A 16,962-nucleotide genomic window follows, 5' to 3' on the forward strand; every position below is an offset into this window, starting at 1 on the left:
TGTAAGCAGGCTTTGATCCGTTCTTGTTTCTCTTGGTTCATTGTCAGCGATCGCACAGGGTTATCTTCCTTTACATTTTCCCATAAATGGTAAATCTTCCAAAACTGGATGCTCCCCTTTTTTAGTGGAACTGCTAGCAGCTATTCCTAGTATTGTGTATGGACTTTGGGGAATTTACGTCCTGATTCCATTTTTGAAACCAATCGGCAATTGGCTTCACGATAACTTTGCTTACCTACTTATTTTTTCCACTCGGTATATAAGGCCAGGAATGCTACCTGCGGGTGCGATTTTAGCCATTATGATCTTACCCATTATTACAGTGATTTCGCGCGATTCTCTTGCTTCTCTACCTTCAGAATTGCGTTGGGGATCTTATGGTGTGGGATCAACCCGTTGGCAAACAATTTTTAGCATTCTGATCCCAGCAGCTTTTTCTGGAATTGTGAGTGGAATCATGCTGGCATTAGGGAGAGCATTGGGAGAAACAATGGCTGTAACTTTGGTAATTGGTAACAGCAATAATTTAAACTTATCTGTACTTGCACCTGCGAATACAATTGCTTCTTTGTTAGCCAATCAATTTGGAGAAGCTAGTGGTTTGCAAAGAGCTTCTTTGTTTTATGCTGGTTTAATTTTGTTTGTAATCACACTCATAGTTAATATGCTTGCTGAACTCATTGTGCGCCAAGTTAAAAAGTTTTAGTAGTGAGAAAATTTTAATCCTAACTTTTAATGTTAGGTAGGTAATTATGACATCTACTAGTCAAGTTAAACATTCTGAAAACACAGATGAGAGCATGGAAGTTTCTTATGCTACTCCCCGAACATTAATTGAACTAGGACTGACAGTATTAGCATTTCTTATGCTAGGTATTGCAATTCTGCCTTTAGGGTTAGTGCTTGGTTATGTGATTATCCGAGGAGGTAGTCGAATTAATCTAGAACTATTTACTGGACAGATACCAGTTGCATTACAAGAAGGTGGTGGTATTGGTGCTGCTATTGTAGGAACATTAATGGTGGTGGGGATTGCTTCGATATTGAGCATTCCTTTTGGGGTTCTGGCGGCAATTTATTTATCAGAGTTTAGTTCCGGCACAATAGTAAAGTGGATTCGCTTTGCTACTAATGTATTGAGTGGTGTACCCTCAATCATTGTGGGACTATTTGCCTATGGCGTGGTAGTTGCAACGACAAATGAATTCTCAGCCGTGGCTGGAGGTTTTGCCTTGGCAGTTTTGATGTTACCGATAGTAGTAAGAACTGCTGACGAAGCTTTACAACTAGTACCTCAAGAAGTGCGTTGGGCCTCAACAGGAGTGGGAGCTTCTAACTTTCAAACAGTTTTACAAGTTGTTTTGCCATCAGCGATGGGGGCAATTATTACAGGTACGACTTTAGCGATCGCTCGTGCGGCTGGCGAAACTGCACCTTTAATTTTTACCGTTTTGTTTTCAAACTTTTGGCCCCCAAGTATCTGGTATCCAATTCCCACTTTATCGGTGTTAGTTTATAAATTTGCCACCGTTCCCTACGAAAATCAACAAGAAGTCGCTTGGGCCGCTTCACTCATTCTAGTTTTATTAGTGCTGATTACTAGTATTCTTTCTCGCTTGGCAGCGCTTAAAAGTACCTATTAAATCAGTTATCACTAGCTTAACAGTCAACAATCAAAGTAATTCGTAGTTGCATTTTAATTACGAACTACGAATTAGTAATTCTTCTCATAAAGGATTAACAATGTCTACCCAAAATCAAAGCAGTAATCATCAAAATACTAAAAATCTAGGCGAAACTACAACAGTTTTGCAAACAGAAAAACTTAGCGTCTACTACGGTGATACTTTGGCGCTACGCGATGTTTATATGGAAATACCAAAACAACAGGTGACTGCTTTGATTGGCCCTTCTGGCTGTGGCAAAAGTACGTTACTGCGTTGCTTTAATCGTCTGAATGATTTGATTGATAAATGTCGGGTAGAAGGCAAGGTACTTTACCGTAATAAAAACCTTTACTCACCTAAAATCGATCCGGTAGAGGTGCGGCGGCGGATTGGCATGGTATTTCAAAAACCTAACCCCTTCCCCAAATGAATTTATGAAAATATCGCTTACGGAGCCAGGATTCAAAACCGTAAGGAAAATATGGATGAATTAGTTGAGCGATCGCTCCAACGATCTGGTTTATGGAGTGAAGTTAAAGATAAACTCAAACAAAGTGGTTTATCACTTTCTGGCGGACAACAACAGCGTTTGTGTATTGCCAGAGCGATCGCTCTCAAACCAGAAGTAGTCTTGATGGATGAACCTTGTTCTTCCCTTGATCCTATCTCTACTGAGCGAGTTGAAGCATTGATTCAGGAACTCAAAGAAGAATACACAATTATTATCGTCACCCACAATATGCAACAAGCGTCACGGGTGTCAGATTTTACTGCTTTTTTGAATGCAGAAGAGTCAGATAAGGGAAACCGCTTCGGTTACTTAGTGGAATATGACGAAACAGCGAGAGTTTTTAGCAATCCCCAAGCCCAAGTAACCAAAGAATATCTCAGTGGTAAGTTTGGATAAAGTACCCACTACTGATGCTTTACTTATCTAAAACACAATGTACTCAACGTTTAGTGTATGAGATTTGACCTTTTGAATAGCATAATTTAAGAGAGCCATTTTTATGCAGAATAACTCATCACACAAGCCAACAATTGACTACTGGCACGTCTGGACTGATCAAGACGGCATAAGTCACTAGTGCCGTTGTCAAATTGCAGACTTCATACAAAAAGACATAACCTCGGATACTTCACCTCAGTGGCTTTCTCATTTGAAGCAGTCCGGTGCCACAATCACCTTTATTGTGCTACCCGTGGGATGGGTTGAACAAAGTATCACCATTTGCACATTCATATTAGGATTTTGTCGAGCAATTTCCTTCACTTCATCTCGAAAAGCATGAAAATTTCCGTCTCTAGCACCATTAATTTTTCAGTCGTTGGTTAATATTTACTGACTCAAACTAGCAGCGCCAAAAGTAGCATTAAACTTGCGACACCAGATAGCGATGGATTTGTAGTCTGCTAAATTGATGTTTTGAGGGATAGAGTATGTTTGAGCGCCACTATATTTTTCTAAGGGAGCAAGAATAATGTAGTCTCCCTTTTTTAACGAATACGATGGTGGCTTAGTCGAATTAATTACATCATCTGAACGATGTAAAATTACTACCAAATCTGGACCTAATTCAGAGGTTTTAAATGACTCATCAAACTCTAAAAATGATTTGCCGTCTTTAGTGGTAATACCAGCTTTTCCTTGAGTTGTATGTTCCCCAGAAACAAATGTGCCTGACTTAATAGCAGTTGAATCTGGAGATTGCGCTGACTTGGCTAAAGATTTTGCATGAGTTGAAGGCACGGGAACAGATGCATTCACAGCTATAGGGCTTTCATTGGCCTGGTTATTTGATACTTCCCGGGCGCAGCCAACTATGACAAGAGAAGACAAGCCCATTATTAATAAATATCTCAATTTCATAATTTTAATTTCTCAATGTATTATTCAGCAATATAGCAGTTCCCGATCTCGTGAGGTACATTTTCAAAGATAATAACCTTGGTAATAAAGATTTGAGTGTTCCTCAGTTACTTAGGAAACACTACATAGCTCTTGGCTTGAGCTTTAAACTAATTGTTACTTAAATAATTAATCTAAAAATGATAGACATATAAGGATTGATATCTAAAAAACTAATGTTTTCCTTAGCAAGTTCTTACAGATTTCTCAGCAAAATTTAAATTTTTAGGTTATGGATGATTAAATGTAAACAAATATACATGGCTTTATCAGATATGCTTTCTCAAATCTATAGCCAGATATAGAACAAACTTTACCAGCAGCAGTGCCAATTTAATCATAAGCTAATCGTCATTCATTTTTCCAGACTGATTCGCTTGTAGTAAGGACTTCAGCCCTGGTGTTATGCAACTTAAATGCTCATTAGCTTATCCTGGAAGCTTAGGTAGAAAAAAGTACAGCAGAACTACGAGCAGCGCAAGCCAAGCTTTTGGAACAGTGCCGAGAAAAGTTGGGACTGTCCTTGTCACGGTTCACGTTTCAGCTCCATTGGGGAAGTTTTGCACGAGTCAGCTCCATTGAGGTCGCAAGCTTGCCCTGGTGTCAGGTGAAAACTCAGAGGGTTGCCTAAAGCGTCCACCACAGCATGAATCTTAGTACTCAATCTACCAATGCTTAGACCAATGGCTTTTGTGGATGGCTCTCCCCTTTTGCACCCGCACTATGCTGATGGGCGCGGACAATCGTCGTTGACCATCATGAAACGCATTTTAGCCTCGTACAGCATTAAAACTACTCAAAACAACTCATGCAAAACTCGAAAGACCAAAAGCAAGTCTTATCCAACTTACGCAACTCCTGTTTGGTGATGGATTAATTAACAGCAGCGATCGCTCTGTTAGACGTGGCATAGTTCATCGCCGCAACAAAGTTCTATTTCATATCTCCTTACTCAGCACCTGATACCAATAACCAACCCATTTTTGGCTGTAGCATTTCAGATTCTGTGAACAGTTACTGTCAATAATATTTGAGATATTTACCTTGCTTGAATAATCTTTTTTTAACCTCTTATTAATTAGAAAAACATACTCCTCCTAGATAATTGAGACTGGCTATTTGCAACAAATAAAGCCTTGTCCAAAACATCAGGGAGTATACATTGAATCTATCGAGACGTGAGTTTTTTACCCTGGCAGGGGCATCGGCTACAGGTGCTGTCCTTCTATCTCCTTTGCAAGCATTTTATGCTAAACCAGCGATCGCTGCCGGACCCTACGGTAATTTAGTGCCCGACCCCAACCGAGTATTAGATTTGCCATCTGGATTCACTTACCGCAGACTATCCGAAACAGGTCAAACGATGAATGATGGCTACCGAGTACCAGGTAATCACGATGGTATGGCTGCTTTTGCAGGAGTTAATGGCAATACGATTCTAATTCGCAATCACGAACTCACTCCCACTTCTAGCAATGGTCTGAGCGCTCCCAATAGCAGCAAGTACAACTCAAATGCTAGAGGCGGTTGCACTAAATTAGTCGTTAGTTCTTCCCGTACCCTGGTAGAACATCGAGGAGTCCTAGCGGGAACTATTCGCAATTGTGCCGGTGGCCCTACTCCTTCAGGGTGTTGGTTAAGCTGTGAGGAAACCTTTGAAACCAATAACAGCAAGAAGCATGGCTATGTTTTTGAAGTTCCCAGTAGCGCAAGTACTTTTGTGACCCCGGTTCCATTAACTGCGATGGGGCGTTTTAACCATGAAGCAGCCGCTGTAGATCCCAACACAGGGTATATTTACATGACGGAAGACCGGGGGGACGGGCTTTTTTACCGCTTCATTCCCAATCAAAGTAACAACCTGAGTGCTGGCGGTTCGCTATACGCCTTAAAGATTACAGGGTCGTCTGGAATCAACACAGCTACGGGTTTCCCAAAAAATACGTTTAAGGCGGTGGAATGGGTACAGATTAACAACCCTGATCCTACCTCTGATACCGTCAGAACAGAAGGCTATAACAAAGGCGCTGCTAGGTTTTCGGGTGGAGAAGGTATCTTTTACGGCAATGGTTATGTCTACTTCACTTGCAAGAGTGGGGGTAGTTCTGGAGATGGGCAAATCTGGCGTTATTCGCCCGCTAATAATACCGTTGAACTCTATATTGAACCCAACAATTCTGGTGTGCTAGACAATCCAGACAATCTTGTAGTTTTCCCTAACCGAGACATCTTCCTCTGTGAAGATGGGGATGGAACGGATTACGTTCTCGGTATCACTCCCACTGGCAGTCTTTACAAGTTTGCCAAGAATGCGCTCAACACATCAGAGTTCGCTGGGGTCTGCTTCTCCCCTGATGGTCAGACGATGTTTGTGAACATACAGAGTCCAGGAATAACCTTTGCTATCTGGGGTCCCTGGTAACTCTACGTCCTGTTTCAGACCAGTCAGGGTCAAGAGCGATCACCCTGACTGGTTTCCTACCGTGACTTTAGAATTAGGAAAAAGAGTTTCTTGGCTGATAAGTTTGTCACCAATTGAGCAAACTTTTTGGGGTAAGCATCCTCAAACTCCAGTATCACGCCGCAACGCTCATCAATTGTTTGCTGATTTTGTAGAGCGACAGATTATTTGACCGTAATCTGTCGCTCTGGTCAAATAATTCGTCGCTCTACAGCCATCCTGACAATGCGTTTAATTAAAATTTAACTGCAAAACACTCTTCAAGAAATAGATAAAATTTGTTCGCTAACAACTCAAACTTTTCTCCAATACAATCAGGGCGAGCTATCTTATAACCTCTGCCATTGTACCAATCAGAAATCCTCGCTGGAGAATAACATAGATAAGCCGAGATGAGTTGCTCAATGTCTGCGATTACCGATTTTATCCAGGATAATAATAGCGTCAGCAATTGGTCGCTCTCCAGTAGAATCAGACGGATGGTTAATGAGTTGTTGGTTAATAGTCATAGTTGTAGAGCCACCGCCATCAAGGTTGAGAGCATCTGTTGCTCCAAGTGTACGCATAATCAGAGCGCTTTCTTCAAAACTTGCACCTACACTTCTTGTTGGCTGACGACCATCAATTGTGACCAAAAGCAATTTTCCTAGTGATGTAATTCCAGCTAGTGTTCGAGGGTTACGTCGTACCCCAAACCTATAATAAAATTCCGGATTTTCGGGCCAGTGAAATCCTTCTTTATAAGCAGTAATATCTATTTTTCCGTTGCGTAGCAACCTTGGGCCTCCATTGATAACTCCTGGAGTCTCATCTCTTCTTCGCACGTCCCATCCATTAGCCAAAACATGAGTCTTAATATCAATTTTTGAGCCTAGTTGTGCATAATTGCGTAACCACTCAACAGCATTACCCGTGCCTGATAACACTGAGCCACTACTGGGTATCTGTCCTCCTCGCTGCTGTCGAAACTCAATGACTTGGCCTGACGCATCAAGTACGGCTTCTGCTCCTTCTCCTGTCTCTGTGGTTTGCCCAAAAGCAGATGTAAATTGAATCAGTTCACTGCTATCTGTGCAAGTAAAGTCATGCTTGGGCTGTTCTGTAGGCAAGTCTCCACCTACACCACCGCAACCTCGAATCAAACCAGGCTTGCGGTTCAATCCATCTATCTCTCTTGTTGCACGATTGTTTGCAATTACAAGAATTTTAGAAGTAAGAGCAGCTATACGGGCATCTCGACTGGAACTGTCAGGCAGGATAAGGCTCGTTCTACCATTAACTGCTTCGCTCACCAGCTTACCGTTAATAATGGAAATACCAGCTAAGTCCCCTGGAGTCCCATCGTTTGCTCCAATGACAAAATATCCTCCATTGACTGCTGCAAGAGCTGATGTTTTAGTAGAAAGCTGCGTCAAACGTTCATTGCCAGGAACAATTCCATTAGCGAGTGCGGGAACAACTTTTAGGTGAGACTGATGGAGGTCTATCTCAAGTACATTTACAACCCAAGGGCCAGTTGTTTCTTCTCCATCTTCTGCTGTGTTAACAACTCGTACTCCTGAATATCCAGTAATTGCAAGTTGATCTCGTAAATTAACAGCAAGAGCTTCAGTATTAAAAGCGCCAACACGGACTAAATAACCAAGCAAACCAGATTCAGGATCATCTGGCGCTCGTCGTAATATTGGCTTTAAGTAAGGTTGATATCCTTGAGACTTTAATAAATTAGCAGTAGCTTGAGCCGCTTGTTGAGTAGCTTGAAATGTTACATCTACTGTATACACGTCACGGTTTGACTGTTCGCCTCTAACAATAACCGTGTGGGTAATACCAGGAGCTATCTGATTCAATACCCGTGATTCTCTTAAATTACCTTTTCCTAAAGGCAGTGAGTGCGAATAATACTTGTTCCTTTGCCTTGATTCTTCATTAGCACTGCTAATAAGCGGTTTAACTACTGCTAAAAGTAAAGAACATGGAACTACTAAGTATAAAGCTATTGTTTTGTTATGGAGACGGAGTTTCCGGGGCATGGTTCACTCTTGTGACTAAATGGGCAGTAAAATCTATTACAAGTACTTTTAGTTCTTTAATATTAAAAACACTTGTAGTTGTAAATACAAGGTAGAATAAATTGTCTGAAATATGTATTGTTGCTTTGGAGTGAATTTAACGGAAAAGATTTAATGAATAGTTATGTTCGATTAAACATTGGGTTAAGCTCTTACAATATGTTGACTAAAGGCATAAGCTCAACTGCGATCGCTCATACCATTTCACGGAAATCTGATTACGGATAGAGAACAAATCAAGAAGAATCAGTAAAAATAGCTAGGGTAACAAAAGTAAAGATAAAAAACTTTTGAGGAGTTTCTTAGTACTTTCTTAGAAAATACAAATAATTAATTTTCACCAATTTTATGATCAATTTTGTTCAACTATAAAGAGTTTATAAGACTTTTAATGATAGCTATCTACACACGGATTTACAGCCCCCTCAAAGTTAACACCAACTTGCCAAATATCCATTCCAAAACGGCTCATCATCAGCCATACTAAGTTTAGAAACTAGCTCAAATCAATCTTGATCTAGTTTTTTCTGGATTTGAGTAGCAATGTGTTTACAATTCTGCGCTAACAAATAGTCCCATCTGAGGATTGTGTGCTTTAAATTACATTAAGCACACGTACAAGCCACTCAAACAGCTGATACCAAGCACCTAAGTTAGGTTGGATTTCCCAAAATTCGGTCGAACGGAAAATGCGAACTTACAAAGTAACCGTAAAGATACGAACTTGTATCCTACTTATAACCTATTCATAACCTCTCTATCATCGATAATCCGGTAGTCTAAATTGCTGACTGGAATGATACGGGCAGAAGCTACTTGTCAAAAATGCATTCACGGATTTCGAAAAGAATTGAGGATATAATGACGACCAAGCTTGGCTATTCAGTGTTACGACGCTTTACTATTACGCATTTGCTGCGTAAAGTGTGTTTGGTTGCCCTAACTTTACCGTTTTTGGCATCTGCAACCACTAGTTTGGTGGTTGCCAGAGAGAACGAAAACACGAATGCGCCATACAAGATCGGACTTTGGGGGGATTTACCTTACTCGGACGCGCAGGAGGTTGGGGTAACAAGACTAATTGACGACATGAATTCGCAAAAACTTTCTTTCACCGTCCATAATGGCGATCTCAAAGCCGGTTCTAACAGCCTTTGCGACAACGCGCTGTATACCAAGGCACTCGGCTACTTCAACGCTCTGGAGGCACCAGCAGCCTTCACACCGGGTGACAACGATTGGACAGACTGCGATCGCCCTTCAAATGGTGGATTTAATTCACTTGAACGCCTCGACTATGAGCGTCTAGTATTCTTCAACACGAATTTTTCTCTAGGGCAGCGTCGGCTAGCCCAGGAAGTGCAGACTGCACAGATGTGCCTTGGTATCAACGGTGCAGTGCCCTGTCTTGAGAACCGTCGCTGGACAGTCGGCAGAGTTACTTACGCAACACTCAATATCCAGGGATCGTGTAATAATCTATGCGACACTGCGCCTAACTCAACGGAGTATACAGCAAGAAACGCAGCCAATATTGCATGGATGAAAGAAACCTTTAGAGTGGCAAAAGAAAGCAACTCGGCGGCGGTGATGTTGATCTCCCAAGCTAATCCAGGGTGGGATCAGACCGACCCAGCCAGAGCGCCTTTGCGTGATCCAAAGACGCTCGTGCAAACCGATGGGCAGCCTGATGGCTTTAAGGACTTTTTATTAGCATTGCGCGATCAGGCGATCGCTTTCCGTAAGCCGATTGCATACGTACATGGCGACTCACACTACTTTCGTATTGACAAGCCATTTCTAGATGTCCAAGGCAGACGTTTAGAAAACTTCACTCGTGTCGAGACATTTGGCAACAATGCGGCGAACGGCACCAACGATGTGCAATGGGTTAAGGTAAGCGTCGATCCCCGTAGCCGAGAGGTGTTTTCATATCAGCCACAGATTGTTCCCAGTAATCGAGTAGCGGTTCCGGCTCCGTAATACTATACGGTTTCTAAGCAACGATGTTGAGCTTCTGTCGCAATAGTTATTTGCGCGACCTCACATAAATTAGCACGTTCTGGCACAGCTATGAATTTGTGCCATTCCTCACTAAATAGTTAATACACAATCACAGGTAGGCAGAGACAAATGGCAGATTTGTTTTTTTCCGAGTATGTAGAGGGCAGCAGTAACAATAAAGCTCTTGAAATTTACAACGGTACTGGGGCTGCAATCAACTTAGCAACAGAAGGCTATGTTGTGCAGATGTACTTTAATGGCAACACTACTCCGACAACGTTCGCTCTGACTGGCACTGTGGCAAATGGCGACGTTTTCGTTTTTGCCCAGAGTAACGCTAGTCCGACGATTCTCGCTCAGGCAGATCAAACCAGTAGCGCTTCCTGGTACAACGGCGACGATGCGATTGTTCTACGCAAGGGTGGAACCAGTGGTACCATCGTTGATGTAATCGGTCAGATTGGTGTTGATCCAGGGACTGAGTGGGGTACAGGACTAACTAGCACAGCAGATAACACACTGCGCCGCAAGAGTAGCATCACAATGGGTGATACCAACCCTGATGATGTATTTGAACCAAGTGTACAATGGCTTGGGTTTGCTACAGATACGTTTGACGGATTGGGAAGCTACACAACTGATGGCGGTAATACTGCTGGGGTGACAATCACCCAATCTGGCGGCAGCACAGATGTCAACGAAGCAGGTGAAACTACCGACACCTACACGATCGCACTAAATACCGTGCCGACTGGTGCTGTAAACATTGCGATCGCAGCAGACGAAGAAACGCAAATCAGTAGCGATGGTATAAACTTCTTCAATTCAGTAACACTGTCCTTGAGCAACACTACTTCTCAAACAGTGACTGTTAGGGCAGTTAATGATACAGACATGGAAGGTTCTCCCCATAACGGTGTAATTACCCACTCGATTACCAGTAGTGCTGACCCATCCTACTCTAACACCTCTACACCAATTCCAAATCTCAACGTTAATGTTACCGATAACGACGTTGCCCTCATGCTAACGCCAATCTACACTATTCAAGGAGCTGGCGACGCTAGCCCTTTTGCTGGCAACAATACATTCTACACCACTGAAGGTGTAGTGGTCGGAGATTTTCAGGGTAGTACGGGTCTGAACGGTTTCTACATCCAAGACCCCACAGGGGACGGCAACTCAGCAACCTCTGATGGCATCTTTGTTTTTGCCCCTTCAAGCATTGATGTCAACGTGGGTGATGTTGTACAAGTTACAGGAAAAGTTTCTGAATCCTTTAATCAGACGCAAATCGATAGCCCCACCAGTTTAAATGTGGTGGGTTCAGGGACAGTTGCTCCCACTGTAGTAGATTTACCTGTAGCAACCGTAACAAGCCTGGAACGCTATGAGGGAACGCTCGTCACCTTCCCGGAAACCTTAACCGTCACCGAGAACTTCAACTTGGCTCGTTTTGGTGAGGTCGTACTATCGGCTGAGGGGCGGTTGTTTAATCCCACGAACTTCATCGATCCGACTGACATCCCCTCCTCTGAAACAGAAAATGATGAAAACAATGTAGCTGCTGTCACGGTTCAACAGAATATCAACAACAGCCGTAGAATTTTAGTGGATGATGGTAGCAATACTCAAAATCCGACGACTATCCCCTACCTCAATGCCAATAACACCTTGCGGACGGGTGATACGACCACGAACCTGACTGGTGTGCTTGGCTACGGATTCAACAATTATCGGCTTCAGCCAACGGTTACACCTGTATTTAACCAGACTAATCCCCGCACCTCTGCACCAGAGAACGTTGGGGGTAATATTAAAGTTGCTAGCTTCAATGTGTTGAATTACTTCAATGGAGATGGCGCGGGGGGCGGATTCCCTACATCTCGCGGCGCAGATTCTGCCATTGAGTTTGAGCGACAAAATGCTAAGATTGTCAGTGCGATCGCAGCACTTAATGCTGATGTCGTTGGTTTAATTGAAATTGAAAATGATGGTGATGGTGCCAATTCAGCGATCGCTAGTTTAGTCAATAGTCTCAACGACAACATCGGCGCTAAAGTCTACGATTATATCCGTGACCCAGCTACAGGGGTCGGGACTGACGAAATCAAAACAGCGTTTATTTATAAACTAGGTGTTGTCACCCCAGTTGGTGCATCTCTGAGCGATACTGATGCCGTTTACAATCGCCTACCTGTAGCGCAGACTTTTATCCTTAACTCCAATGGTGAAACTTTCACACCCGTGATCAACCACTTCAAATCTAAGGGTGGAACAGGCACGGGTTTAGATGCAGACCAAGGTGATGGGCAAGGTGCTTTCAACTTCACCCGCGTTCAACAGGCAGAAGCACTGCTTGGATTTGTTAATGAGCTAAAAGTCTCAACAGGTGATAGCGATGTGCTGGTCATTGGTGACTTGAATGCTTATGGTGAAGAAGACCCAATTGATGTTCTACGAAATGGCGGTTTAATCGATGAAATTGACAGATTTGTAGATAATCCCTACTCATTTGTCTTTGATGGACAGTCAGGCTACCTGGATCATGCCCTCGCTACGTCTAGCCTGGATACTCAAGTATCGGGTGTAACCGAGTGGCATATTAACGCTGACGAACCGAGAATTTTAGATTACAACCTTGAATTTAAAGGATCTGGAGCCTCACCTGACCTCTACACAGAAACACCCTACCGCTCGTCCGACCATGACCCAATTCTAGTTGGGATTAATTTGTCTAGCACGCTTACCGTAATTAACGGGGGCAATGGCACCGACCCCATTAATGGCACCTCTGGCAGAGACGAACTCAACGGCGGTAATGGTAACGATACCTTAAATGGGGGCAATGGCAACGATATCCTCAACGGTAATAACGGCAACGACATCCTGAACGGGGGCGTTAGCAACGATATCCTAGTGGGTGGTAATGGTGATGACCTACTCAATGGTGGTCAAGGCAATGACACCCTGACTGGTGGCAGGGGTAGCGATCGCTTTGTGTTAGCAGTGGATACAGGCATTGACACCATCACTGACTTTCAAGATAGTCAAGACTTGCTCGGCTTGTCAGGAAATCTGTTATTTGGCCAGTTGACGATTACCCAAGGTACAGGTGTGGATGCTAGCAACACCCTAATTAGGCTGACAAGTAATGATGGACTGCTAGCAGTTCTGAGTGGAGTGCAGTCTAGCACTATCACTGCTGCTGATTTTGTAACGATTTAAGAGATTGGCGCAATAATGGTAAATTAATGTTTTAAGAAGGCAGGAAACAGGACAGTGCGGCTTGGCTCACAAAGTTTTTATCTGTTGAGGTGAGCAGTCTTTAAACAGTTCTTGAGAAAGAGTTATTGGGCAATAACTCTTTCTCAAGAGGATCTTGGGTTATGCAAACCGTATTGCCTCCGTCAGCTCAATAATTCATCCCATCCACTCCACCCAATTGGGTGCAGATGCTATTAGTTGGCCAAATTTCTCTAGATAGAATAAAGCGTCAAAGCCAAATCCTCAGCCAGTTTCTGAGATAGGACTAACACTCCTAAGCTTAAACCAAAATTAAGGTGAGTTTCAAAATTAGCACAGTGTGCAACGACTAAAAGACAGGAGTAATTGATTTCTAACTACGACTGAACTAAAAGCACCAAACCAATCGACACCTTCTACTCCTGAAGCCAGCCGTTTTTGACACAAAGTTAGTAAATAGGAGATCGCCTACGGCAGCGTTTAACTTTTAAGAAAAAGATTACCGAAGCTTAACTCGCTCTAAGATACAAGCAAATTATTTTGAGAGAGACTTTAAGGAAAATGTACCATGAAAAGTCTCATTCGTACACTGGCGGTTGGTGTCATTGCAGCAAGCTGTTATGTCGGTCAAGTCTATGCCGATACAGTTATAAGTCCGCTTGATAAGTCTGTACCGCGCACCCATGCTCATAACGACTATGAACATGAGTACCCACTCTTCGATGCCCTCCACAACGGTTTCATCAGTGTTGAAGCTGACATCTGGCTCTACGGCACACAGTTGCGCGTTGCCCATGACCCAGTAACGGAGCCCACGACACTGCCAACGATTGAGGATTTATACCTAACACCATTGCGAGACTTAGCAAGCCAGGTAAACAACGGTGGCATTTACACCGATGCTACACCCCTACTCCTGTTAGTTGACATTAAAAGTGAGGATGTTTCAACCTACGAGCGCCTACACAATGTCTTAACCAACTATGCAGTTGACAATCCCGGATTGTTCACTACTTACACCAAAAATGCCTCTGGTGGCTACGACACGCAAAAGGGAGCGGTTAATGTGATTATCTCAGGTAATCGACCACGAGATTATATGCTCTCTCAGGATTTGCGCTACGCCGCCTATGATGGTCGTGCTGAAGACATAGCTTTGGGGGTAGCACCTGAATTTATCCCCCTAATCAGTGGCAACTGGAATACTTTCTTTAATGGCGATCTGGCTTGGGACGGTCTTGGCACCATCCCTGATGACACTAAGGCAGCCCTAGACAATATCGTGGCTCAGGTACATGGTGAGAACAAAATCCTGCGCTTCTGGAATCTGCCTATTGATGCACCCAGTGTTTGGGGGCCGCTCTACGATGCTAATGTTGACCTGATTAATACCGATAATCTCGCTGGTTTATCTACATACATTCAATCGCGTCAAACACAGGCAGTACCAGAGCCATCGTTGAGTATCGCACTCCTGGCTGTTTTGGGTACCTTGCTGCTGCTCAAACGCAGACGGCAGTCTCAATCTCTTCTCGACCTGCAAAACTAACAAGTTAACTCAATAACGCACATAGCCGATGCAAGGTGATTTCCACGCTATAATTTTCCTCCAAAACTAATAAGCTAAGGGAATATGCCAAAATTTCCCAAAATTAACCTCACCTCACTCGTGGGGTTTTTGTTATGTCTGATCATAGGTAATACTGTCAACATTTTTCAGGGATGGTGCTTTTAAAATTATTTTTGAGTCAGAGTTGGATGAATTGGGCAACTAAGATACTTTCGGTTGATGCCACAGCGCTAGCTTCAACTCGGAGCAGTAGCAACGCCCACCACTAATTTGTGGCTTGTGATCAGCTAGCCAATCATAAATTTGTGCAGCTTGCGCTAATGCCACCTGCTCATTGCGATAAAGGCGAGGGCTAGGGCAGAAGACTTGGCCATTGATGTGTACAGCTGCAATCTGCCAATAGTCGCTGCCTTCTCCTTCTGGCATAACTTCTAAAAACCCGCTATTTTTTGGCTACCATTTTCAGGAAGCAAATACAATACCAATTTATAGTACACTAACACTACTTTATTGACATCTCTGCACGGCAGAACCTGTTTTCAAATGTAAAAATCAAGAAATAAATCTTACGTGAGTAGTAAGAACCTTTAGATGTATCAGTCGGAGTATTAGCTAATTAATCCGGTACGCAAATCAATAAAATCGCCTGAAAACCGTATCGGCTCAATCTGTAGTAAACAGCAGTCCTCGTGTGCGAGATGGTATGCTAGTGGACTCTGCTAGAGTTGTGGAGTGGGAAGTTCACATTGGACGCGATCGTTTTGCTCCCGTGTGAATAAGTAGAAGCAATTTTTGGCTGTCTAAATTTGCATTCAGCGAGAGTAAATAGCTTTTGTGTCCACAGTGAAATCTCTTAGCCATCTGTTTTAAATTAAGAAATACGATCGCCTCGGCAGATAGTTGCACTCAGGCGGGGTACAATACCATCATCATGAACAATGATAAAATCGGCTCTTTTTCCTACTTCTAGACTACCGCGATCGCAAAATAGATTAATGGCTTTAGCTGGGTTGCTGGTAAACAATTGCATAGCTTGGTAAATAGGCTTGTCCGTCTTCTCGGCAATCATAAAAATGGATTGCAATAAGCTTTGAGGAACGTAATCAGAAGAAATCACATCGACTAAATTGTGCAAGACAAGTTCCATTGCGGAAATATTACCAGAGTGAGAACCACCAAGCACTAAATTAGGCGCACCCATCAAAACTTGTAATCCCGAACTGTGTGCTGCTTTGGCAGCCTCTAAGGTGGTGGGAAACTCAGCTAGCACTACTCCATCTTGCACCGCTTCTTGAACGTGTTCGACGGTAGCATCATCATGACTGGCTAAGGAAATACCTTTGGCTTTGGTGAGTTCTACTAAAGCTATACGGTTTTTCTGTGCATATATTTGTTGTTGTTGCTGACGAATCAAGATGAACTCTTCCATTTGGTCAACAGTGACACCGTGTTTGCCCATGTAATACTCTTTAAACTTGTCTAAGTGGATAAACTGCCGTTGACCGGGAGTATGATCCATCAGCGAGATCATTGATAAAAGAGGATGATCTGCGTATTGTGCTGTAATGTCATAAGCCTTGTCATAAGCCAGTTCACAGCGCAGATGAATGCGATGTTCCACACAAAAGCGTCCGGTGGCTTGTCTTTGGGAGATGACATCAATCATCGGCCCATAGTTAGTTAAGCGAGGAGAAACAGTTGCCAAATCACCAATTGCGATCGCATCACATACTGTTGTGACTCCGGCGCTGGCTAAATCTCGGTCATGATAAACTGCTGCTGCTTCTAAAGGCCAGCGAATACCAGGACGAGGAGACATACAGCGTTCAAAATTGTCGGTGTGTAACTCAATCAATCCTGGTAATAGATAATCTCCCTGACCATTTTGACCATGACTTACAATCCCTGGCTGAATATCAGCAATCAATCCATCTCGCACTACCAAAGTACCTAGCAGTTCTTGATCTGGCAGTTGTAGAAGATAGTTAGTGTAAATCTGTTCATTCATAATATTGTTGACTGGGGACTGGGGA

General features: G+C 43.1%; 10 protein-coding genes and 3 pseudogenes. 8 read left to right on the forward strand and 5 right to left on the reverse strand.

Features of this window, described 5'->3' with window-relative positions; translation table 11 throughout:
• Positions 1-115: 115 nt before the first annotated feature.
• From pstC to pstB, 3 genes and pseudogenes are all read left to right on the forward strand, one after another.
• Positions 116-706: pseudogene (pstC, locus tag H6G97_RS26485) on the forward strand (phosphate ABC transporter permease subunit PstC); the annotation flags it as partial.
• Between the two features lie 46 nt (positions 707-752).
• Positions 753-1,643, forward strand: coding sequence for a phosphate ABC transporter permease PstA (pstA, locus tag H6G97_RS26490; RefSeq protein ID WP_190943572.1), 891 nt, complete (start codon positions 753-755; stop codon positions 1,641-1,643).
• Between the two features lie 100 nt (positions 1,644-1,743).
• Positions 1,744-2,574: pseudogene (pstB, locus tag H6G97_RS26495) on the forward strand (phosphate ABC transporter ATP-binding protein PstB).
• Between the two features lie 432 nt (positions 2,575-3,006).
• Here the strand turns inward: pstB and H6G97_RS26500 are convergent.
• Both H6G97_RS26500 and H6G97_RS52925 read right to left on the reverse strand, forming a co-directional pair.
• Positions 3,007-3,537, reverse strand: coding sequence for a DM13 domain-containing protein (locus H6G97_RS26500; protein ID WP_190943573.1), 531 nt, complete (start codon positions 3,535-3,537; stop codon positions 3,007-3,009).
• 619 nt (positions 3,538-4,156) lie between these two features.
• Positions 4,157-4,288 (reverse strand): annotated as a pseudogene (locus tag H6G97_RS52925) (IS5/IS1182 family transposase); the annotation flags it as partial.
• Positions 4,289-4,738: 450 nt separating this feature from the next.
• On the opposite strand from H6G97_RS52925, the gene H6G97_RS26510 reads away from it, so the two are divergent.
• Positions 4,739-5,998 (forward strand): alkaline phosphatase PhoX, encoded by a 1,260-nt coding sequence (locus tag H6G97_RS26510; RefSeq protein ID WP_190943574.1) that lies wholly within the window; start codon positions 4,739-4,741, stop codon positions 5,996-5,998.
• Positions 5,976-6,209: a hypothetical protein gene (locus H6G97_RS26515; protein WP_190943575.1), complete on the forward strand. Its 234-nt coding sequence runs from the start codon at positions 5,976-5,978 to the stop codon at positions 6,207-6,209. Before H6G97_RS26510 ends, H6G97_RS26515 begins: the two co-directional genes overlap by 23 nt.
• 229 nt (positions 6,210-6,438) lie before the next feature.
• On the opposite strand, the gene H6G97_RS26520 is transcribed toward H6G97_RS26515, so the two are convergent.
• Positions 6,439-8,070: a phosphodiester glycosidase family protein gene (locus H6G97_RS26520; RefSeq protein ID WP_190943576.1), complete on the reverse strand. Its 1,632-nt coding sequence runs from the start codon at positions 8,068-8,070 to the stop codon at positions 6,439-6,441.
• 900 nt (positions 8,071-8,970) lie between these two features.
• Here H6G97_RS26520 and H6G97_RS26525 point away from each other — a divergent pair.
• From H6G97_RS26525 to H6G97_RS26535, 3 genes are all read left to right on the forward strand, one after another.
• Positions 8,971-10,092 (forward strand): hypothetical protein, encoded by a 1,122-nt coding sequence (locus H6G97_RS26525; RefSeq protein WP_190943577.1) that lies wholly within the window; start codon positions 8,971-8,973, stop codon positions 10,090-10,092.
• Positions 10,093-10,242: 150 nt separating this feature from the next.
• On the forward strand, positions 10,243-13,341 hold the full coding sequence (locus H6G97_RS26530) for an ExeM/NucH family extracellular endonuclease (protein ID WP_190943578.1): 3,099 nt from the start codon (positions 10,243-10,245) through the stop codon (positions 13,339-13,341).
• A gap of 586 nt (positions 13,342-13,927) precedes the next feature.
• Positions 13,928-14,908, forward strand: a complete 981-nt coding sequence (locus H6G97_RS26535; RefSeq protein ID WP_190943579.1) for a PEP-CTERM sorting domain-containing protein — start codon at positions 13,928-13,930, stop codon at positions 14,906-14,908.
• Positions 14,909-15,130: 222 nt separating this feature from the next.
• On the opposite strand, the gene H6G97_RS26540 is transcribed toward H6G97_RS26535, so the two are convergent.
• Both H6G97_RS26540 and phnM read right to left on the reverse strand, forming a co-directional pair.
• Positions 15,131-15,355, reverse strand: a complete 225-nt coding sequence (locus H6G97_RS26540) for a hypothetical protein (RefSeq protein WP_190943580.1) — start codon at positions 15,353-15,355, stop codon at positions 15,131-15,133.
• A gap of 445 nt (positions 15,356-15,800) precedes the next feature.
• Positions 15,801-16,937, reverse strand: a complete 1,137-nt coding sequence (phnM, locus tag H6G97_RS26545) for a phosphonate metabolism protein PhnM (RefSeq protein WP_190943581.1) — start codon at positions 16,935-16,937, stop codon at positions 15,801-15,803.
• Positions 16,938-16,962 lie beyond the last annotated feature (25 nt).

Origin of the sequence: Nostoc flagelliforme FACHB-838 (assembly GCF_014698065.1) — a bacterium.
GTDB lineage: Bacteria > Cyanobacteriota > Cyanobacteriia > Cyanobacteriales > Nostocaceae > Nostoc > Nostoc flagelliforme_B.